The organism is Arenibacter hampyeongensis (assembly GCF_002909255.1).
GTDB classification, from domain to species: domain Bacteria; phylum Bacteroidota; class Bacteroidia; order Flavobacteriales; family Flavobacteriaceae; genus Arenibacter; species Arenibacter hampyeongensis.
In genome coordinates this window covers 204,692-226,823 of the sequence record NZ_PIOB01000001.1, presented here as the reverse complement: position 1 = coordinate 226,823, position 22,132 = coordinate 204,692, and the positions used below count along the sequence as shown (strand labels likewise).

Annotated in this window: 21 protein-coding genes; 4 read left to right on the top strand and 17 right to left on the bottom strand. The window is 39.5% G+C overall.

Going from position 1 to position 22,132, the window contains the following annotated elements; all coding sequences use genetic code 11:
• Positions 1-1,497 carry a leucyl aminopeptidase family protein gene (locus CWD91_RS00965; protein WP_103439083.1) on the top strand — a complete coding sequence of 499 codons (1,497 nt, stop codon included), beginning with the start codon at positions 1-3 and terminating at the stop codon, positions 1,495-1,497.
• 277 nt (positions 1,498-1,774) lie between these two features.
• The gene (locus CWD91_RS00960) at positions 1,775-2,974 is read left to right on the top strand and encodes an ATP-grasp domain-containing protein (RefSeq protein ID WP_103439082.1); all 1,200 of its coding nucleotides are present in this window, start codon (positions 1,775-1,777) and stop codon (positions 2,972-2,974) included.
• A gap of 48 nt (positions 2,975-3,022) precedes the next feature.
• Here CWD91_RS00960 and CWD91_RS00955 read toward each other — a convergent pair whose 3' ends face one another.
• From CWD91_RS00955 to hflX, 6 genes are all read right to left on the bottom strand, one after another.
• Positions 3,023-4,216, bottom strand: coding sequence for a hypothetical protein (locus CWD91_RS00955; protein ID WP_103439081.1), 1,194 nt, complete (start codon positions 4,214-4,216; stop codon positions 3,023-3,025).
• A gap of 11 nt (positions 4,217-4,227) precedes the next feature.
• Entirely contained in the window at positions 4,228-5,052 is an 825-nt protein-coding gene (locus tag CWD91_RS00950; RefSeq protein ID WP_103439080.1) for a type 1 glutamine amidotransferase, read from the bottom strand.
• A 13-nt stretch (positions 5,053-5,065) separates the two neighbouring features.
• Positions 5,066-6,160, bottom strand: a complete 1,095-nt coding sequence (locus tag CWD91_RS00945) for a carboxylate-amine ligase (RefSeq protein WP_103439079.1) — start codon at positions 6,158-6,160, stop codon at positions 5,066-5,068.
• A 36-nt stretch (positions 6,161-6,196) separates the two neighbouring features.
• On the bottom strand, positions 6,197-7,414 hold the full coding sequence (locus CWD91_RS00940; RefSeq protein WP_239985603.1) for an ATP-grasp domain-containing protein: 1,218 nt from the start codon (positions 7,412-7,414) through the stop codon (positions 6,197-6,199).
• A 20-nt stretch (positions 7,415-7,434) separates the two neighbouring features.
• Positions 7,435-8,139 (bottom strand): esterase family protein, encoded by a 705-nt coding sequence (locus CWD91_RS00935; protein WP_103439078.1) that lies wholly within the window; start codon positions 8,137-8,139, stop codon positions 7,435-7,437.
• Positions 8,140-8,382: 243 nt separating this feature from the next.
• A complete protein-coding gene (gene hflX, locus CWD91_RS00930) occupies positions 8,383-9,594 on the bottom strand; it encodes a GTPase HflX (RefSeq protein WP_103439077.1) in 1,212 nt (403 codons plus the stop codon).
• A gap of 77 nt (positions 9,595-9,671) precedes the next feature.
• On the opposite strand from hflX, the gene CWD91_RS00925 reads away from it, so the two are divergent.
• Together CWD91_RS00925 and CWD91_RS00920 are read left to right on the top strand one after the other, a co-directional pair.
• Positions 9,672-10,646: an endonuclease/exonuclease/phosphatase family protein gene (locus CWD91_RS00925; RefSeq protein WP_103439076.1), complete on the top strand. Its 975-nt coding sequence runs from the start codon at positions 9,672-9,674 to the stop codon at positions 10,644-10,646.
• A 150-nt stretch (positions 10,647-10,796) separates the two neighbouring features.
• Positions 10,797-13,001, top strand: a complete 2,205-nt coding sequence (locus CWD91_RS00920; protein WP_103439075.1) for a S8 family serine peptidase — start codon at positions 10,797-10,799, stop codon at positions 12,999-13,001.
• A 26-nt stretch (positions 13,002-13,027) separates the two neighbouring features.
• Here CWD91_RS00920 and CWD91_RS00915 read toward each other — a convergent pair whose 3' ends face one another.
• From CWD91_RS00915 to CWD91_RS00865, 11 genes are all read right to left on the bottom strand, one after another.
• Positions 13,028-13,741, bottom strand: coding sequence for a 3'-5' exonuclease (locus CWD91_RS00915; RefSeq protein WP_103439074.1), 714 nt, complete (start codon positions 13,739-13,741; stop codon positions 13,028-13,030).
• A gap of 292 nt (positions 13,742-14,033) precedes the next feature.
• The gene (locus CWD91_RS00910) at positions 14,034-14,507 is read right to left on the bottom strand and encodes a methylated-DNA--[protein]-cysteine S-methyltransferase (protein ID WP_103439073.1); all 474 of its coding nucleotides are present in this window, start codon (positions 14,505-14,507) and stop codon (positions 14,034-14,036) included.
• On the bottom strand, positions 14,507-15,628 hold the full coding sequence (locus tag CWD91_RS00905; RefSeq protein WP_103439072.1) for a CNNM domain-containing protein: 1,122 nt from the start codon (positions 15,626-15,628) through the stop codon (positions 14,507-14,509). The genes CWD91_RS00910 and CWD91_RS00905 overlap by 1 nt, the downstream gene beginning before the upstream one ends.
• Positions 15,629-15,676: 48 nt before the next feature.
• Positions 15,677-16,996: a serine hydrolase domain-containing protein gene (locus CWD91_RS00900; protein ID WP_103439071.1), complete on the bottom strand. Its 1,320-nt coding sequence runs from the start codon at positions 16,994-16,996 to the stop codon at positions 15,677-15,679.
• A 10-nt stretch (positions 16,997-17,006) separates the two neighbouring features.
• Positions 17,007-17,519: a DinB family protein gene (locus CWD91_RS00895; RefSeq protein ID WP_103439841.1), complete on the bottom strand. Its 513-nt coding sequence runs from the start codon at positions 17,517-17,519 to the stop codon at positions 17,007-17,009.
• Between the two features lie 71 nt (positions 17,520-17,590).
• The gene (gene hemB / locus CWD91_RS00890; protein WP_103439070.1) at positions 17,591-18,568 is read right to left on the bottom strand and encodes a porphobilinogen synthase; all 978 of its coding nucleotides are present in this window, start codon (positions 18,566-18,568) and stop codon (positions 17,591-17,593) included.
• A gap of 76 nt (positions 18,569-18,644) precedes the next feature.
• Positions 18,645-19,031 (bottom strand): YchJ family protein, encoded by a 387-nt coding sequence (locus tag CWD91_RS00885; protein WP_103439069.1) that lies wholly within the window; start codon positions 19,029-19,031, stop codon positions 18,645-18,647.
• 58 nt (positions 19,032-19,089) lie between these two features.
• Positions 19,090-19,257: a hypothetical protein gene (locus CWD91_RS22755; protein WP_192877617.1), complete on the bottom strand. Its 168-nt coding sequence runs from the start codon at positions 19,255-19,257 to the stop codon at positions 19,090-19,092.
• A gap of 19 nt (positions 19,258-19,276) precedes the next feature.
• A complete protein-coding gene (gene hemF, locus CWD91_RS00880) occupies positions 19,277-20,179 on the bottom strand; it encodes an oxygen-dependent coproporphyrinogen oxidase (RefSeq protein WP_103439068.1) in 903 nt (300 codons plus the stop codon).
• Between the two features lie 211 nt (positions 20,180-20,390).
• Complete coding sequence (locus tag CWD91_RS00875) at positions 20,391-20,960, bottom strand: transposase (RefSeq protein ID WP_239985602.1); 570 nt, start codon at positions 20,958-20,960, stop codon at positions 20,391-20,393.
• A gap of 342 nt (positions 20,961-21,302) precedes the next feature.
• The gene (locus CWD91_RS00865) at positions 21,303-22,052 is read right to left on the bottom strand and encodes an EI24 domain-containing protein (RefSeq protein WP_103439066.1); all 750 of its coding nucleotides are present in this window, start codon (positions 22,050-22,052) and stop codon (positions 21,303-21,305) included.
• Positions 22,053-22,132 lie beyond the last annotated feature (80 nt).

Sequence of the window (22,132 nt, the reverse complement as noted above, 5' to 3'; positions counted from 1 at the left end):
ATGATTACAATTACAGAAGAAAGGAATCTTTTTTCGGAAGTACTGATTATACCTTTTGAACAAGGCGACAATTTAGAGGCGAACATTATTAAAATGGCTGGAGATTTAAATCTTCCAGTAGAACTTTTGACCGAGCAAATAAAGGCTGAGAAAAAGGAATTATCCCTGTTTTATCCAATTGATCAGAAAAATTTAATGAAGGTTTACTGTTTGGGCTTGGGAACAAACCCCACTATTAAAGGTATTATTGATGCCCTTAAGCGCTTTATGCAAATGGAGGCGGCCAAATTACCAACCAATTTGAGTATTGATTTAAGGAGTGGAAATTTTAATCCCGAACTTATTCCTGTATTGGCCGAAGGTATTTTAAGTGGCTTGATATTGGGCACCTACAAAAAGGGCCTGTATCAAACATCGGATATATCAACTAAGAAATGGATAACGGAGCAATTGCAATTCGGTTTTTTTGCACCCAAAGGTTTTGATAAAGTTGTTATTAAGGCAGCTGCCAAGGGCAAGGCTACTTCGGAGACCCAACTTAAGATTTTAGGGTTGGTCAATGCCCCGAGCAATAAACTTACCCCTAAAAAATTGGCTGAAACTGCTTTAAATTCTGGGAAGGAATTTGGTTACCATGTGGAAGTCCATGATCAAAAATCAATTGAAAAACTGGGTCTGAAAGCACTGATGGCGGTAAGTCAGGGGAGTGAGGAACCTGCTAGGTTCATTGTAATGGAATATAGGCCGGTTAAAAGTGCTACGGAAACTCCTACTGTGGGTTTGGTGGGCAAAGGTGTTACTTTCGACACCGGTGGGTTATCGATCAAAGGTTCTTCCAATATGCATTATATGAAAAGCGATATGGGGGGAGCAGCGGCAGTATTAGGGGCCATTGAGTTGACCGCCAAGCTTAAATTGCCAGTACATCTAATTGCTGTAATCCCAACCACCGAAAACTGTGTAGATGCCAAAGCTCTTAAACCAGGTGATGTAATTGGGTCTTACGCTGGGAAAACTATTGAGATTATAGATACGGATGCAGAAGGGCGCTTAATTTTGGCAGATGGAATTTCCTATCTTAATAAAAATTATCACCCGGATATAATAATAGATGCCGCTACTTTAACGGGAAGTTGCGTACAAACCTTGGGTTATGAAGCAGGTGGATTGTTCACCAATAATGATGATCTGGCCCATAAATTGATAAGCGCAGGAGATCAAAGCGGAGAACGTCTGTGGAGATTACCTTTGTGGGATTCCTATGAGGGAGATATTAAATCTGATATTGCCGATGTAAAGAATTACAGTGGTAAGCCTATCGCTGGAGCTATAAGTGCCGCTAAATTCTTGGAATTTTTTACGGATAAACATCCAAAATGGGCCCATTTGGACATAGCTGGGGTGGCCTTTGGAGATGCGGAATTCTATACCCAAAAAACGGCTACCGCCTTTGGGGTAAGACTACTGACCGATTTTATTGCAGGTTTGGTGAAATAATCTTTGATCAAATAGCTTATAGGACCATCACTTTCAAGTTGCTTAAGGTAAATTTATGGATGGTCTAATTATTTTAGGTTCTTTTTGTCTGGTTTAACTTTAGGCACTTTTCAAGATAAATGCTCCATAGAACTCCAAAAGGGCGATGACGATGTAATTACGGTGCCAATATAAGAACAAGGATAACCCAAAACACATAGGCATTTTTTTTCATTGTTTTTGCTACTTATTAGGGATTAATAGGTATTTTACAGCTAATAAGTTATACCTCACGAACATGACAGGAAAAGCCGATCAAACCACCTTTTTATGTATTACCAGTTTTTTTAAGGGAGAAGACTTTTTGAAATCGTGTAAAGCTTTGGGAAACAAGGTGCTACTTATTACTTCCAAGGGATTGGAGCACAAGAACTGGCCTCGCGAATCTATCGATGAAATTTTCTATATGCAGGAAAAGAGGGAAGGGGTATGGGATATGGACGATTTAATTTCTGGCCTTGCTTTTCTAATGCGAAATCAAAAAATAGATAGGATTGTGGCATTGGATGATTTTGATGTGGAGAAGGCCACCTTGGTAAGGGAACATTTTAGAATATCTGGTATGGGACAAACCACTGGCAGGTATTTTAGGGATAAATTGGCGATGAGAGTGAAGGCGGCGGAATCCAATATTCCCGTTCCGGCATTCACGTCATTGTTTAACAATAGTGAAATAGATGAATATACCAAGAGGGTGCCGGCCCCTTGGTTAATTAAGCCCAGATCCGAGGCTTCTGCAACAGGAATACGAAAGATATTTTCCAGCGAAGAGTTATGGCCTGTATTGGAATCCTTGGGCGATCGGCGTCACGAGTACTTATTGGAGAAATTTGCACCTGGGGACGTTTACCACGTGGATTCTTTATCCGTGGACGGTAAAGTTGTCTTTACGCAGGCTTCCCAGTATTTAAGCACGCCAATGGATGTGGCACATGGACATGGTATTTTTAGATCTATTACCCTCAAAATGGAATCTCCTGATGCCATTGGCCTAATGGCTATCAATGAGGAAGTCCTAAAGGCTTTCGGGATGCGTTTTAGTGCCTCCCATAGCGAGTATATTAAATCTCGGGAAACTAGGAAATTTTATTTTCTGGAAACCGCCTCACGAGTCGGTGGGGCCCATTTGGCAGAAATGGTATACTTTGCTACCGGTATTAATTTGTGGAAAGAATGGGCATTAATTGAAGATGCTATGGCCAAGGGAAAGAAATATAAACTGCCCCAGGTGAAAAATGAATATGCTGGTATTGTAGTGTCTCTTTGTAGATTCCAATATCCTGATACATCCTGTTTTACAGACCATGAAATTTGTTGGCAACTACAAAAGGACTACCATATAGGGCATATCGTAAAATCTGAGTGTCAGGAAAGAGTATTGGAATTACTTAACACGCATACCAGACGTATCCAAATCGACTTTCACGCAAGTACCTGATTTTTTGTGTAAAAAATGGAAAAGAGGTAAAAAAATAAGAATGTAATTCTAGTCCTCAAAAAACCCTACGCTGGCACCTACCCAGTCCTTATCCTTATTAAAGCGTACCCCAACCATTTCCCCTTTGCTTATACGCACAAGATTATTGACTACTCTGGCCCTTTTTTCTCCCTTTTCCCATATCATCAACATCCTGATTTCACATTTTGCCGGTTCCGTTGGAGTCTTTATTGCAGGCGCATAGGCAACTTTTTTCTGTAAGATATAGTTCTCCCTATTTTGTACGGTATCAAGATCTTTTTTGGTGACATTGATCAGTACACCCGACCCTGCAAAAGAGAACAAAGGTTTAAGTACATAATTTTCCAAGTCCTCTGGATACTGTTCCAATTGGTGCAAGAAATGGCAGGGAGGAACATAAGGGCTGTTGATCAATGGCATGGTAAACTTACTTATCCTAAAAAACCAATTGGGGTGCCCTATCCATTCCACATTGTATTCCTTTGTAAAATCGAATTCCCTCTGAAGATCGTCCCTTTTAAAAAGTTCATCAAAAATAACCCGATTATATATCCTATGTACCTGGATTTTTTGGCCTTTGTCATTGGTGTAAAATACATTTTTCCCTTCCGTGATCAACTCACTTATGCAAACTACTTTTATTCCCAAATGATGGGCAGTAGCCAAAAAGTCTATTTGTGTGGCCTGTTTATGGGGTTCTATTTCCAAAAGAATCACATTTTCTGGAGGACAGTCGCCAACAATAATTTCCCTTAATTTCTCTACATATTCTGTAGAAGTTATATTGTTTAAATGATGATAGTTGGAAGGTATATTGAAGTGATCGCGATAGCCTTTGGCCATTAGCTCTTGAAAAAAATAAAGGGTAGGAAATCCTTGTACTTCTACCATTTGTGGCATTAGTTTCCCATTTTCATCCAAACATATGCCAAAGTCCATTTGTAGAAAAGTAGTGTGCCCATCTTCCCCCGGAACCAATTGCGATGCATCTTGAAGGGCATTTTTGGTCAGTTCCTTAAAATTTGGCTGACAGATTACATTGTTGACCTGATCGCAGGCCTCCAACAATCTTTTTTTAAGGTATTTGGGAATGAAGATAGGGGTTTCGGCAATACGAAACGGCGGTTTATGGTTATAGGCGGTGGAAATACTTTCTAAAAATGCCTTGTATTTCCCATCTGTGAATGCTGCATTGTATTGCTGACGAAGATGTTCTACCATGAAATCCTATATTAAGAGAGTTGCTTGGATAATCCAATTTTTTTAATGGCATTTTCAATGAATCCAGGTATTATGGAATTGTAGGTAGATTCCAATTTATCGGTATCCCTAATATGGGTCATCATATTGTTATATTTTCTTTTCCCATAAGTGGCAATTACTTTCTCTTCGTTTTCAGGTTTGGCAAAGTGCACTTCCATACTAACAGGTTCAGCCTCGGGATGAAATTGTACTCCGACAAATTCCTTGGAAAAACGTACGGCCATAATGGCCCTTTCGTATTCCACATGTGTCCTTATTTTTTCCAAAGCCAATATTTTAGCTCCTTTTTCCTCAAAAACTTTCAATCGGGGTTGGATAAGTTGCCAATCCCTCGAATCCACGGCAAAGAAAGGATCGGGCAATTTGGAGAACAATTCATCTGCTATTCCATTTTTGGTCTTATGGATGGGCAGGATGCCGAAAGAGGGAGATTTGCGTTTTGTAATTTCTCCAAGACCAAAATGATGACAGACCATTTGATATGAATGACAAATAAAGAACACGTATTTTTTTGGATAGTGCCCATTTTTATTATGATCCCATAGTTCGTCAATAAGGGAATAATACTTTTTATCCCATATTCCATTCCCTTCCAGAGGATTTCCTGGACCACCTGAGGATATATAGATATCATAGCTGGTATCGGGAACTTCATTTTTGGTCCTAACATCAAAAAATTGGTAATCGGCCTCTTGGCTAAATTTCTCCAATATTTCCCGAATGCATCTCAACCCTTGATTGGGAATACCATTGTATAAATCTAAAACTGCAATCTTTTTCTTTCTATCCAACATTTCTCTTGTTCATTTAAATCCCTGAAACCGTCTCCTTCAAAATAAAATCGACCACATCATTAAGGTTTTTGGTTTTTTCAAAAACGGCCAGTTGTCTGTCCGCCCCAGTCCCTTCTTTTAAAATTTTATGGACCTTATTGATTTCATCCCTACTTCCCAAGTCATCTACCACATCATCTACAAACTCTAGCAGCTCCAAAATTAATTCTTTTGTAGGAACTTCAATAGATTTTCCAAAGTCGATCATCTTGCCTTCAATTCCATATCTTGAGGCCCGCCATTTGTTTTCGTTGATCAATGCCCTTTTGTAAATAATGAAGTTTAGGTTGCTCCTTCTTAAAATATAAAGTTTGGCTACCAAGGCCTGTATTAATGCCGTTATGGTTACGGTTTCATCCACTGTTAAAGGCACATCACAAATCCTAAATTCGATTGTCGGGAAAAAAGGGTGCACCCTTACATCCCACCATATTTTTTTGGCGTTGTCAATACACTTCGTCTGTACCAAGAGATTAACATATCTCTCATATTCCCCAGCACCGGTAAAGAAATCTGGGATACCTGTACGTGGAAATTTATCAAAGACTTTGGTACGGAAAGATTTAAAGCCTGTGTTTCTACCCTCCCAAAATGGGGAGTTGGTTGAAAGTGCGTAAATATGGGGCAAAAAGTAGCGAACAGAATTATAAATGTGTATTGCCATTTCCCTATCCTCTATGCCTACATGAACATGCAGGCCAAAGATAAGATTGGACCTGGCGGCATCCTGTAATTCCTGTACAATTTCATCATATCGGGGGTGCACAGTAATCAATTGTTTCTCCCATTCCGAGAAAGGGTGAGTGCCAGCTGCAGCTATTCGAAGGTCTAGACTGGCAGCCACCTCGGATATGGTTTTACGCAAATGTGTTACTTGCGATCTAACTTCTTTAATATCCTTGCAAATGACCGTACCCACCTCAACTACCGCCTGATGCATTTCCGCCTTTACTTGGCCTTCCAATATTTCATCGGCAATTTCAACAATTTTTTGCTCATGCGAGGTCAACTCACGGGTCTTGGGATCTATTACCTGATATTCTTCTTCTACTCCTAATGTAAAATCCATTGGTGTCCTCGTATTAGAGTTTGGACAATTTCAAAATTATTTTGATTTGCTTTTGGTTGTTGTGGCCTTTTTAACCGGTTTTTTGGTTGTCGGCGTTGTGGTTTTTGATTTTGTTGCCGTTGTTTTTTTAGTTGTGGCTTTTTTGATCGGTTTTTTGGCCGTAGGACTTGCCGTTTTCGCTTTAGTCGCTGCTGCCTTTACCGGAGCTTTTTTTGCAGCTGGGGGTTTTGCTGCAGGTGTTGCTACTTTTGCGGGAGTGTTTTTCGCTTTTAACACCGCAGGGGACTTTTTAACTGCTGGTTTGGGAGAATTGGGGGCGGCGGCATTCTTAACAAATGTTCCCCAGGTTAAATTCACTTGACCTGGTTTATGCGCTTGAGCCCTTTTAATGGCCATATTTGCTGCAGTCTCTACCACCCAATCAAAATTTTCCTGGCCAACGGAATTAACATCTGCATCCGGCGCGGGATTGCAAAAATCTATGGCGTAAGGAATTCCGTCCCTAACCGCAAACTCCACTGTGTTGAAATCATAGCCTAGAGCGGCATTCAATTTTATCGTATAGTCCTTAACCGTATCCAAAAGTTTTTTACTCAATGGAGGACCGTCATGTACATATCTTAAGTGATGTGGATTGCGCGGCTCATATTGCATAATACGTACCTCATTGCCACCAAGGCAATAGCAACGGAAATATTCGCTAAACACGATTTCTTCCTGCAACATCATAATGAGTTGCCCAGTTTCGCTGTGACTCTTAAAAAATTCATCGGAATTGTTCAGTTTATACACATTTTTCCAGCCACCACCTGCAAAAGGTTTCATATAGGCGGGAAAACCAATATGTTCAAAAATACTTTCCCAGTCCAAGGGGTATTTTAGATTCCTGAAAGAATTCTCGTTCGTATCGTCCGGCCTATCCTTCGAAGGTAGAAGCACTGTTTTTGGTACCGGGACTCCAGTTTTTATGGCTAAGGAATTATTGAAAAATTTTTCATCCGCACTCCACCAAAAAGGATTGTTAAGTACTGCTGTGCCGGATATGGCCGCATTTTTTAAATATGCCCTATAGAAGGGAACGTCCTGAGAAATACGATCAATGATAACGGCATATTCCGTAGGGTCTGCCTGCATTACCATATCTATCATCACGGCCTCGGCCATGATGCCTTTTATATTTTTTTCGTTTATTCTATCTATAAAGGCTTGAGGAAAGGTATTTTCCTGACCGAAGAGTATTCCAATTTTTTTCATAGTTTTTATGGTGTTAAATTTTACATTAGCGATAAATAGTGGGGAAGCATTTCTCTCCATATGGGCCAATCATGACTGGCATTGGGTCTATTGTCCAACCAATGGTCGATACCTTTATTTTTTAAAATTTCCGACATTTTAAGGTTTGCTCCCAAACAAATATCATGTTCACTGGTGCCTAAAATGATTTTCATGTTATAAAGCTCAGGATTGGACGTGCCTGGCAAATAATCAACGGGATTATTAAAATACACATTATCGTCATAGTATCCGTCCATTTGGTCCCTTATATCAAAGGCTGCGCTCATAGTAAAGAGATGACTTACCTTTTCTGGATGCCTAAAGGCAAAATTACCAGCTTGGTAACCTCCGAAACTACATCCGGAAACGGCCACCTTGCCTATAGGGGATTCATGCTGTACTTTGGCAACTACTTCCTCTAATATCATCTTATCGTACCAGATATGGTTTTTAACGCGGTCTGCGGGGTGTATAGATCTATTATACCAACTGAATTCATCAATACTGTCCAAGCAATAAACCTTTACCTTACCTTGTTCAATGAACCAAGAAATGGATTCTATTAAGTGAAAATCCTTGCTTTCGTAATACCTTCCCCTGGTAGTTGGAAAAATTAACAAAGGATAGCCCCAATGGCCATAAACCATCATTTCCATTTCTTTGCCCAGATTAGGTGAATACCATTTATGATAGTTCTCTTCCAATATGTAGTTGTTAATGGTCGGGGAAGTATCTCCTTGTCTTAAAGTTAGCCAAAATTATGACTCCAACAAAACTCTTTTATGTAATGACCAGTACTTTAGGATATGGGTAAGTTTTGCTTGTCCATCCAGTTTAAGGAAAATATTCAAAAGGTATTGATATTCAATACCTTTATCTACTTGCTGCCATGACAATAAATAATTTATAAAAATAATATTTAGATGGAATTAGCGAGGTGGCCTATATTAATATTCATCCAAATGTTCTGGATAAAGGAAGTTGTTATATGGAAATCGTGTAATGTGAATGTCCCTAACCTCATCATAAACACGTTTTCTAAATTCCTCCAAATTCTCTTTATTTAATGCCGAAATAAATAAGGCCCTATCACCTACACGCCGCATCCAGGTATTTTTCCATTCTTCTATGGTGAAGTGTTTGTTGGTTCTTTCCGTAATCAAATCGTCATCATCTATGGTTTTATGTTCAAATTGATCTATTTTATTAAAGACCATAATGGTTTTTTTGTCCGAACTTTTTATTTCCGTCAGAATTTGGTTTACTGAATCAATGTGCTCTTCGAAATTTGGATGGGAAATATCAACAATATGTAATAAAAGATCCGCTTCACGCACTTCATCCAATGTACTTTTAAAACTTTCTACCAATTGTGTTGGCAGTTTTCTTATAAATCCAACCGTATCACTTAAGAGAAAAGGGAGGTTACCTATAACTACTTTCCTAACGGTAGTGTCCAAGGTTGCGAACAGCTTGTTTTCTGCAAAGACATCACTCTTGCTTATAACGTTCATCAGGGTAGATTTGCCAACGTTGGTATACCCTACCAAGGCAACACGGACCAGTGCCCCGCGATTTCCCCTTTGGGTCTCCATCTGTTTATCTACCTTCAGCAACTTTTTCTTCAAGAGGGTAATTCGGTCACGAACAATACGCCTATCGGTCTCTATTTCAGTTTCACCAGGTCCACGCATGCCAATACCCCCTTTTTGTCGCTCCAAGTGAGTCCATAAACCAGTAAGTCTAGGGAGTAAATATTCATATTGGGCCAATTCTACTTGGGTGCGCGCATAGCTCGTCTGTGCCCTTTGGGCAAAAATATCCAGGATTAGGCTGGTACGGTCTAGAATCTTACATTTCAATAGCCTTTCAATGTTACGCTGTTGTCCTGGGGTAAGTTCGTCATCAAAAATAACAGACCCAATGTCATTGCTCTTAACATAGGCTTCCACTTCCAATATTTTACCACTTCCAATATAGGTTTTCGGGTTGGGCAAGTCTATTCGTTGTACAAAGCGTTTGCAAACCTCTCCACCGGCAGTGTAGGTAAGGAATTCAAGTTCATCCAAATATTCAGTTACCTTTTCCTCATTCTGGTCCTTATTCATTACTCCAATGAGTACCACTTTTTCGTATTCTATGTTCTTCTTCTCTAGCATATGCTTATTTAAAGTACAAATCTAATCAATACTTGCCAAGGGATTTTTGTATTTTAGCAAACGGTTAAAAATTTTGAATGAATTTTTCATTTTTTAAGAAGAAATCGGTAAATAGCCTGCACACTATAGCTTTCTATAACTTAGAGAATCTATTCGACACCGTAGGTGATCCAGATACTTTGGACGATGACTTTACTCCCAACGGATCTAGAAAGTGGACCCCAAGGCGCTATCAAAATAAACTATCCAAACTAGCAAAAACTATTGGGGAAATTGGGCGTGAATCCACCGGACTTCCGCCGGTCTTGGTTGGGGTGGCCGAGGTTGAGAATGAAAAGGTAGTCCAGGATTTATTGGCAACAGATCCATTAAACGGGTACAACTATCATTATGTTCATTATGATTCTCCAGATGAAAGGGGGATAGATAATGCCTTACTTTACAATAAGGATAATTTTGAAGTTATAAGCTCGGAAGCCATTCCTTTGATTGTTTATAGCCAAACCGGGCAAAGAGATACAACAAGGGATATTTTATATGTTTATGGTATTCTCAATGGGGAAGAGGTGCATGTTTTTGTAAATCATTGGCCATCCAGAAGGAATGGCGAGGTGGAAACGGATTATAAGCGTATTGCCGCGGCCAAAACCATTAATGACTATATGGTGCAGATCGAAGTAGGTGTTGAAAATCCCAATTATATTATAATGGGCGATTTTAATGACGGTCCCTCCTCCGCCAGTATTCAAACCTTGATGAGTAGCAATAAGCTACATAATCCCATGGAAACATTGAAGTCTCCAGATAGGGGGAGTGCCAATTACAGAAGGTCATGGAGTCTTTTTGATCAAATTATCGTTTCCCATAATTTTTTCAATTATGAAAAAGGTACCCATAGTTTTTGTGAGGCCAATATTTTTGATGAATCCTTCTTGACCGAGTTCAAAGGCAAGTACAAGGGCAATCCTCATAGGACCTATGTTGGCAGAAGATATATGGGCGGATTTAGTGATCATTTCCCCGTTTACGTACAATTTAAGTACAATTCCTAATTTGTTTTCATTTAAAAGGGAAGCGTTCATGTCGTTTTTTTAGCTGTTCACAACAAAACAGTGTGTTTCATCGAATAAAAAGGTGTGTTAATCGATTATATTTTTTCGTTACGGTATATTTGTAGTCCAAATCTTACCTAACTAAATAAAATGTCTTACGTACCTCCAACATCGTTTAAGATTCGCAAGTGGCTTCTTTTAGTTGCTCTTGGCTTTGTTGCAAATATTTCGTTTGCACAAACAGAGAAACAAATCCATATTATAAAGGATAAGTACCGTAGCTCAAAATTAGGGGTGTTTACAAATGACCTAAAAAGCAATTTCACCAAAGAGAACAATACCTTGCTACAGGCGGCCAAAGCCAATGGTTGGAAATTAACTGAAAGATTGGAAGACGGAAATTTTAGTGAACTTACCTCCATTGGAGATGATGGAGCTCCCCTCTATTACAGTACCTTCAGTACAGAAATAAATAACGCTACAAGGGCAAACGCCTTACATGATAATGGTTTATTGGATTTAGGTATTAATGGAGAGAACATGTTGGTCGGAGTATGGGACGCCGGAGCTGTATTAACAAATCATAAAGAATTTGACAATAGGGTGCAGATTTTGGATCAGAGTGAAATAGTAGATTCACACGCTACCAGGGTTACCGGTATTATGGTAGCCTCGGGATTGGATAAGAAATCAAAAGGGGTAGCGTATAAGGCTAAGGCTGTTTCCAATGACTGGAGAAGAGATAAAATTGAAGTTGCGGAAATGGCAGCCAACGGTTTGCTATTATCCAACCACTCTTATGGAATTATGTCCAGCCGTGTGCCGGATTGGTATTTTGGATCTTATATCCAAGTTTCTAGGGATTGGGATAAGATTATGTACAATGCTCCTTATTATTTAATGGTGACTGCTGCCGGTAATTCTCAAAGGAGTAAAGATAATGAAGCTCCTATTTTTGGTTCGGTATCCAATGGTTTTGATTTGATGTTGGGTTTTGCAACTTCTAAAAACGGTGTTACAGTTGCCGCAGCCGATATTGAAACCAATGATCAGGGGAAATTGTTAAGAGCCTCAGTAACTTCCTATTCCAGTTTTGGACCTGTTGATGATGGTCGTATTAAGCCGGACATTGCTGCATATGGCACCAATATCTACACTACCGGTAATGATAATGACACAAGCTATGAGACCGCTAATGGAACTTCGGTAGCTGCACCTGGCGTAACCGGTTCTATGCTTTTGATCCAAGAATATCACGAACAAATGGAAGGTAGTTTTATGAGGGCAGCTACTTTAAAAGGATTGGTATTGCACAGTGCTGACGATGTGGATGCTCCAGGTCCCGATTACAAAATGGGTTGGGGTGTAATTAACTCAAAATCTGCTGTAGAGGTAATAGCCAACATAGGATTTTCAGCCATGATTTCAGAAGAGACTCTTTCGCAAGGTGAAACCAAGTCCTATCAATTACTTGCTAATGGAATAGAGCCGTTATCGGCTTCTATTTCTTGGACTGATCCTGCTACAGGAGCGGTTAATTCCGGTACTTTAAACGATATGTCAGCTGCCCTGGTGAATGATTTGGACATTAAAATCACTAAGGACGGCAAGACTTTTTTGCCTTGGAAACTTAATGCGGCCAAGGCAGATGCACCAGCTGTTAACGGCGACAATAAAGTGGATCCATTTGAAAAAATAGACATTCAGAATGCCAAGGGTGAATACACCCTTACTATAACCCATAAAAACAACTTGGACCAAGGCCCTCAGAATTTTTCCATTATTGTTACTGGGATTGCCCTTACGGATTGTGTTCTTAGTACACCAGATGATATTGAATTGACCAATTCCGATGAAACTGGGGCAACATTTAACTGGTCAGCGAACACGGATGCACTGTTCCAAGTAGAATACAAAAAGAAAGGTGCGGACCAATGGAATGTAGAAACCACCTTTGATTCGTTTATTAAGCTACAAAATTTGGTTGATGGAATGGACTATTCTCTTAGGGTGAAAACGTATTGTTCCGAGAATATTAGTTCCGAATATAGCAATGAGTTGTACTTTACCTTCAAAGGAACAGAAACCGAACTTGTTGATTATATGGAATATGAAACCTTGACCTTAGAAGTGCAGTTTTCTATTTTCCCCAATCCGGTACAGACTTCGATGACCATAAATGGGGATGTCTCCGAGGATGCCATGTATAAAATAGTTTCCCTTAACGGTACAGTGGTAAGATCAGGGAAAGCGGAACAAAAGCAAATTTATATCGCAGATTTAACCGCTGGTTTATATGTGTTGACATTGGCCGATCTGGAAGGGTCAAAATCCATTAAGTTCTATAAGTCCTAATCTATAATGGATCAATTTCGACTTTTTTAAATTCTTTTAACTTCATCGTCATTCAGTAGTTCCTCATTGCGCAACCTCAAGAACACTTGGGCCGTTGTTATTACATCCAATTCGCAATATTTAACTATGCGATTCAAGTCCTTCTCCTCATAATAAACAGCTTTTACCATACTGCCGTCTATGTCCTCTTTTGGCGAAGGAATCCCTAATATATTGGCCATTAACTTAAGTGAGGTATAATGCTTATAGTCCCCAAATTTCCAAAGCTCCATAGTGTCCAAATGTGCTATTTCCCATGGTTTTTTGCCAAAAAGGTCCAGCTTATTGGGCAAATCTATTTTGTGTATGATCATACGTCTGGCGATATAGGGAAAATCGAATTCTTTTCCATTGTGGCCGCACAAAAGATGGTGCGGGCGATTGAAATGGGTATCCAATAAATTTTTGAAATCTTTGAGAATCTTGGGCTCCTCCCCATAAAATGAGGTTACCCTAAAGTACCGGTTGTCTCCTTTAAAATTAAAATACCCCACGGAAATTGTAACGATCTTTCCAAATTCTGCCCAAATTCCGGCCCGGTCGTAGTATTCTTCAGCCGAAAATTCGCCTTTTCTTTGGTAACGGGACTTATATTCCCAAAGTTCTTTTTTGGTCTCGTCCAACTCATTAAAATTCTCCTCTTCAGGGACTGTTTCTATGTCCAAGAAGAGTATGTGCTCCAAGTTAATTTTGTGTAACATCCAATGTTTTTTAAAACATAATTTCCATAATAGAACCTAGAGATATAAATATACAAACAAATTTAGAACTCATATTTCTAATATTCTACGAATGAAATAGATGTATTTTTTGACCGGGTCTTTAGGAGAGTTAACAATACCGGAACCGACCACTTGGTTGGTGTTCGGCCATGAATCCTAAATCCAGTTTAGGGAAGCTTCCATAAAGAACATAACTTTATCGATGTAGGACCTCATTGTCCCCAAAAACTCAATAAAATGGTCTTAGTACAAACTAGAGGGTCTGTAAAAATTAAAAAAGTGATTGTTGTTTTAAGGGGCTCTCGTGTTCCAAAAGCCATTTTTTACGATGCAATCCGCCGGCATATCCCGTAAGGGATCCATCACTGCCAATGACTCTATGGCATGGCACAACAATCCATAATGGATTACGACCATTTGCAGCAGCTACGGCCCTAATCGCTTTTACATCGCCCAAGGCCTTGGACAATTCAAGGTAAGAAACTGTTTTCCCATATGGAATTTGTTGTAGCGCTTGCCAGACCTTAATTTGAAAATCTGTTCCTTCAGGGTTAAGTGCTAAACTAAATTCGGTTCGGGAGCCTTCAAAATATTCCTGTAATTGATACACAGCATCTTCGAGCAATTCCGGAATGATATCCGACACTTTTTCTTCAGTATCAAAAACGGTGATGGAGATCAAACCATTTTCATCACCTTCAATTTTTGCAATACCCAAAGGCGTATTTATATACACGGTCTCCATTATTCCTGATTTTTCTTTCCTTGAATTATACCTAAACGTTTGGCTCTTTCGTTCCAATTTTTACGTGCCAGGTGTTGTAGGTTTTCCACATTATCGCTTTCGTCCATTATTTCAAGGCCCAATAGGGTCTCCAATATGTCTTCCATAGTTACAACCCCACTAATGGAACCGTATTCATCCACAACTAGGGCAATGTGCTCCCTTTTGGAAATAAAGGTTTCAAATAACTCAGGAATCGGAGTTTGTCGGTGACTTACCAATATTTCCCTTTTAATGCTCGAGAGAGGTGCGCTGCCATTTTTTTGTATTATTTCCTCCAAAATCATGTCCTTTAAAACGAACCCCGTGATATTATCCATTTTTTTGCTGAAAACGGGAATTCTGGAAAATGGCATATTGGGATTGGCATTATAAAATTCCTTGATGGTGGTAGATTCCGAGGCAATTTTTACCACCGCCCTAGGGGTCATGACGTCCTTTACCTTAATTTCGTCAAAGTTCAGGAGGTTTCTAATTATGGTGGATTCCGATTCTTGAAATACCCCTTCCTCGTGGGCAATATCGGTCATGGCACTAAAATCTTCCCGGCTAAATACACTTCCATGAACACCTTTTTTTCCGACAAGTCTTGTAAAAAGCTGCAGTACCCAGAGAATTCCGGTCCAGCGAAGGGCCCACACCATTATTTTTAGGGAAGTTGTTGCAGCGTGTGCCAATTGCTTCCAATAGGTAGCACCTATGGTCTTTGGGATTATTTCAGAGGCCACCAGGATAAGAATGGTCATGATAGTGGAAACCAACCCCACCATGGCAGCCTCTGTAAATTCTATACCTAAAATGGATTTTGTGGCATTTCCATATAATTCACCATAAGCAACTTTTGCCTGCACTCCCACTAAAATTGCACCAACAGTGTGCGCTATGGTGTTTAAGGTGAGAATGGCAATGAGGGGCTTATCCACATCTTTTTTTAAGGTTTCCAGCTCCTGGGCAAAGGATTTGCCTTCCTTTTTCATAAGATTGATAAAAGTTTGTGGAACACTTAACAATACCGCCTCCAAAATAGAGCATAGAAAGGATACTAGGATGGATATAAGTGCATAAAATATAAGTAACCCCATAAAAATGTATTAAATACTAATGTACTAATAAAATAAGATATTCTTAACTCAATCGATTATGGCGTCGTAAAACACCTGCTGCACCGCGGAGCGAATATTAAATTTATAAATATTGGCATGGGCTCTGCTGGGGTATACCCGATTGGATAAAAATATGTAAACTAATTGGGTTTGGGGATCGGCCCATACAAATGTGCCGGTAAACCCACTATGTCCAAAACTGTCAGGACTGGCACTGGGAGCAGGATAGGAATCCGCTAAAGTAAGTTCATGATTATTAAGATCGGGTTTATCGAAAACCAATCCCCTCCGGTTATCATTTTCAGGATATTGAACTTTGATAAATTCCTTCACTGTGGCTTCGGATAAATATCGCTTACCTCCATAAGAACCATAATTCATATACATCTGCATCATTTTCGCCAAATCCGTGGCCGATGCAAATAGACCTGCGTTTCCTGAGACCCCACCCAAAAGTGCAGCGTTTTCGTCATGGACCCAGTCTTTGGTCAGTTCATGTCTAAACAAGGTGTCAATTTCAGTAGGAACAATTTTATTAGGATAGTTTTTGGTTTTGGGATTGAATCCCAAAGTAGTTGCCCCCAAAGGCGCATAAAAATTTTGGGTCAAATAGGTTTCGTAATCCGTATTGGTCAATCTTGAAATTATTTCGGGATAGAGTAAAAAAGTAAGCCCGGAATACTTGTACTTTTTTATATCAGATACCTTGGAGCGATTGATCTGGCGATATATTTTGTTTTTAAACCTATCCTTGATATAAATATTTTCATAGGCCCTGGTACCGAATCGATGGTTGGCTGATGTTCTGACAAATCTTGTTTTTAAGGAGCCATTTTTTTTCATCACTTCCTGTAGGAAGATAATATAAGGGACCAACCCTGCTTGATGCGCAAAAACTTCCCTTATCGTAATGTCTTTTTTATCTTTTCTATTTTTCCATTTTGGCCATAAGCTGCTAAAGGGTGTGTCCAAATCAAATTTCCCCTCATCGTGCAATTTCATTAAGGCGGGAAGAGGCCCCATTATTTTGGTAACTGATGCCAGATCATATATATCCGTTAAACCTACGGGTTGTATACTGTCATAGGTATGAAATCCGTAGGCCTTGTGAAAGATGATCTTGTTGTCCTTGGCTACCAAAACCGTTGCTCCCGGGAAGGCTTCTCCCTTAATGGCAAAGGTCATTATGGAGTCTATTTTGGGGTAAATAAGTAAAGAATCCATTCCTACCTCTGACGGATTTGCGTATCCAAGTACCTCAGAATTCCCAACTTGAGAGGCTGCCAGTTGTATATTAAAAAATATACTAATTAGTATAATAATTGATGCGGAAGTACTTTTTTTCATTACTGACTAGTTACCAACCCACATATTTTGGGGGTTCTATATTATTGAGATTTAGATAAACTATTAATTGGCCCCTATGATGGGTTACATGGTCCTGCAACAAATTTAATATTTGCAATTTAGTTTTTTTGCCTGCAAAGAATTCAACTTTTTCCAAAAGTGCAGAAGATGGGGTATTTTTTAGAATAGTACTAACCTCATCAAATCCTTCAATCAGCGATTTAATCGTTTCTTCTTTTGTTAATTTAGATGTGTTCGGTTTGGTTTTATCTTGTTTTTGGCCTCCGAAATAAGTGCTGCCAAGCCATTCCATATTGCTTTTTATATGCAGCAATTGATCTTGAAACCCCATTTGTCTTTCCGTAGGCCTAAAATCAAATTTTTCATGGGGCATGGCCTCTGCCAAAGCCACTAAATAGGTTTTGGAGTTGTCCCATTTTTCTAAAAAGGTGGGGATGGTAATGTCCTGGGAATGTACAGAATTCATAAAAAGACCAATAAATATAAAAAGTAAGTTTTTCATTTTTGGTAGAAGATAGTTTGAGGTTCCATAATATCCCTTTGAAAATAATGATAGGTCATGGCCTGAATGGTTCATTGTCCCAATACACGGACTACATCCTTGGCAAAGTAACTGGCAATGATATTGGCGCCGGCTCTTTTTATGGCGGTTAACTGTTCCATCATTACTGCATCATGATCTAACCAGCCTTTTTCGGCAGCCGCCTTTATCATGGCGTATTCCCCTGAAACCTGATACACAGCTACGGGAACATCAACTTCGTTTTTTATTTCCCTTACAATATCCAAATAGCAAAGACCTGGTTTTACCATTACGATATCTGCACCTTCATCGATATCCATTTCCGTTTCCATAATGGCTTCAAACCTATTGGCATAATCCATTTGATAGGTTTTTTTATCGCCGAAACCGGGAGCGGAATCCAAAGCATCCCTAAAGGGGCCATAAAATGCACTGGCATATTTGGCGCTATAACTCATAATTCCTGTGTCTAAAAACCCTTCATCCTCCAAGGCTTCACGAATGCTCAATATCCTACCGTCCATCATATCACTGGGCGCAACAAAATCGGCCCCAGCTTGGGCATGGCTTATACTCATATTGGCCAAAACCTCGACCGTGTCGTCATTAACGATCTTTCCGTCTACCACAATTCCGTCATGTCCGTATGAGGAGTAGGGATCCAAGGCTACATCTGTCATTACCAACATCTCTGGACAGGCATTTTTAACCGTTTTAATTGCCCTTTGCATTAAACCCTTGGGGTTTACTGCCTCTTTGCCTTTATTGTCCTTTAAATGGTCTGGCACCTTAACAAAGAGAAGCACAGATTTTAAGCCCATAGCCCAAAGTTCTTTGACTTCTTTTTCCAATAAATCCAGGCTATAGCGGTAGTAATTGGGCATGGATGCAATTTCTTCCTTTATTCCTTGGCCTTCTACCACAAAAATTGGCACTAAAAAATCATTTGGAGAGATAATGGTTTCACGGACCAGTGCCCTTATGGCCTCATTGGTACGGAGCCTTCTGTTTCTTCTAAGTGGGTACATTGCTAGTTTATTTTAAAATTCAAAGATAAGGGAACATGGCCTATATTCTATAATTCGAATAGGTTAATCCTAACTATTATTCCGCCAACCCCAAATACATCCAGAGTCCGTTTTCTTTTACAAAGTCCGACTTTTCATGAATGACTTCAACTTTGCCATTTTCAAAAAAGTAAGCGTTAAAAGTAACGGTACCCCTTTGGTCGTTTATTCCTCCTTTTTCACGGTTCAAAATCTCCAATCTGATCCAGCTTACGGATCTTGTCCAAGCTTCAATCGACTTCCTTTCTTTAATGGGCCTAGTAGAGGAGTGGTGACTATCCATTAAATAGTTGCCATTTGCCAGTACAAAGGCCGAATAGCGGGAACGCATCATTTGTTCTGCAGTGGTAATCTTGGACAGGTCCTTATGAGCTGTTTCACAGCATTGGGCGTAGGAATTATTGGATCCACAGGGACAATTCATAGCATTTGTTAATTTGGTTTTTTCCGTTGGTAATTATGGTTCCAATGCCTTAATTAGACTAATTCATATTCTCTTTATTGTCATTTTCCCGATGCTGTGCAAAAATAGCTTTAAGCCGCTCCTTCCGGGTTTCCTTTTCTTTCTTAAGCTTGTTTTTCTTTCTGTTAAGGAGCTTGGTATGTTTTGCCTTGTTGGCCGTATTTTTTTCTTTGCCTTTTTTACTCATAATCTTAGGATTAGGATTGCTATACCCAGTCTTTGGGTTTGGCAAGAACATTCAATAAACGCTCTTCCTCACTTCCCTTTTCTGGTTGATGGTCATATACCCATTGCACATGGGGAGGTAGGCTCATGAGTATGCTTTCAATACGGCCATTGGTCTTTAAGCCAAAGAGTGTACCCTTGTCATGCACCAAGTTAAATTCCACATAACGCCCTCTCCGAATTTCTTGCCAATCCCGCTGCTCTTTTGTATAGGACAAGTCTTTTCGTTTTTCTACAATGGGGATATAGGCCTCTAAAAAACTATTGCCCACTTCGGTTTCAAAATGGTACCAATCTTCCATGGACATCCCTGCGTTGGCCTTACAGTAATCATAAAACAATCCGCCTATGCCCCGGGCTTCGTTCCTATGTGCATTCCAAAAATAATTGTCGCACTTAGCCTTATAGGTAGTATAGAATTCTGGATTGTGCTTATCACAGGCCTTTTTGCAAATTGTATGGAAATGCTTGGCATCCTCATCAAACAAATAGTAAGGGGTAAGATCTTGTCCGCCACCAAACCATTGATCTACCAATTTGCCTTGCTTGTCGTACATTTCAAAATAGCGCCAATTGGCATGAACGGTGGGAACCATAGGATTTATTGGGTGTATGACAAGACTGAGTCCGCAGGCAAAAAAATCGGCATCCTTAACGCCAAAATAATTTTGCATGCTTTGTGGCAAGGCTCCGTGAACAGCAGAAATGTTAACACCGCCTTTTTCAAAAACAGCTCCATTTTCTATGACCCTTGATCGTCCACCGCCACCTTCTGGTCTTTCCCATAGGTCTTCCCTGAACTTGGCTTCGCCGTCTACGGTTTCCAATTTGGCAGTAATCCTATCCTGTAGTTGTTGAATGTATGTGTAAAATTTTTCTTTCATGTTTATTTTTTCTTTTCCCTTCTTAGTCTTAGACCTACAAGGTTTTTAAACCTTGCAGGTCTTTGAGGCAGCTCTTCTCAACCTGCAAGGTCTATCCGACCTTGTAGGTTTTGTTCCTTTGCCAACGGTCAATTATTTTTTCGGTTTCTTGTCCTTAGACCTACAAGGTTTTTGAAACCTTGCAGGTCTTGACAGCCTATTGACTGGCATGTCATGAATCCCAATTCAAATTGTCAAGACCTAAGCTTCTTTTTTGCTCATGCAAATATTCAAAATTCCCTAGATCATCAAGAAGATTTATTACCTCTTCCTTTGCTATTGGCACTGAATCGGTGCTGTTCTGAATGGAAATAGTGGTCTGATAAGATGAATATTTGTATGTTTTATAATCTTCCGTGATTCCATGACTTTCCGGGTTGGTATTGATATAGATTATCAGGTTCCGCAAATAATTAGTGTCACCAATTTTAATCCTTCTAAAATGTTTTTCAAAGAGACTACCCGTTCTATTGTGCATCTTATTAAATGCTTTGGCATAGGCATTGAAAAGATTTGAAAATGATTGGGTAACCTTTTTTTCTTCTTCAATTACCTGGATTGCCAAATGGTAATGGTTGTCCATTAAACAATAGGCTAGAATAGTAATTTTGTTGGACAAATACTTATTAATCAACTTTAGAAAGTAGCTTTTGTTTTCGTTGGATTTAAATATTAGGTCACCGTTTATTCCCCGATTGTAAATATGATAGTAGTGGTCTTTTTCGAGTTTTTCGAGTTTCATTTTTTTCATGTTTTAGACCTACAAGGTTTTTAAACCTTGTAGGTCCCGGGTTTCGGGATTTTGCCAGTCCTGGTTTTGCGATCGAATCCTGTTGATGGCTACACCTGCAAGGTCTATCCGACCTTGTAGGTTTTGTTCCTTTGCCGACGGGCAATTATTTTTTCGGTTTCTTGTCCTTAGACCTACAAGGTTTTTGAAACCTTGCAGGTCCTGTGTTGCTTTCTTTTGGTTACCTAACCTGCAAGGTCTTTGAGACCTTGTAGGTTTTGCTCCTTTGCCTTGGAACAATCATTTTTTCAGTTTTCAGACCTACAAGGTTTTTGAAACCTTGCAGGTCCTCGGTTAACCAATTTCTTTTTCCACGTTCAATAGTTCTACCGTCCTTATGGTTGCCGCTGTAACCGATAGTGGCAGCACCAAGATTACACCAATTACAGGAATAAAAAGAAAGAACATAAACACAATTCCGTTGCCTATGGCAATGCCTTTGTTCTTTCGAACAAAATTTAGACTTTCTGCGTATTTAAAATGTCGTTCCAAAGTATAGTCCATATTGCCAAAACCAGCATAATAGGCCTGTATTATAAATATAAGCACAGTTGAAACCAATCCAATAACTGGAATTAGACCGATTAATAAAATAGGGATGGTCAACAAAATTTCCATAATCAGATTTCTTAGGTTGATACGGATTCCGCGCCATAATTGTTCCCCGAAAGTAGTATCTCTATGTTTTTTTGCCGTGTTTCCCAATAAGTGTGTTTCTATTTTTTCTGAAACTGGGCTCATAAAAGGCGCGGATAGTGCCATGACAATATGTTTGTACAAAATAAAGCCAAACACAATAATTATAAGACCACCAAAGATTTCACTGATCAAGTTTACTGTTTGCTTTCCCCAGTCCCAAATCCACCATTGTGAAAGAAATCCGCCAATATTGTCGGATAGCCCATAAGCAGAGGTGAAAATTATAACGGCTATTACTAAACTGATCAATATGGGAATGAAAAAATACCTCCAGAGTCCCAATTGGGAAATGATTTTAAAGGTGCCAAAATAGGCTTTAATACCGCTCAGTATATGTTTGGTCATACTATTGGTTTTGCGTAAGCGATTGTAGTGACATCCTTTTATTTTTATCTGAAAGAATGCGGTTAGGGGCGTAACTTTAA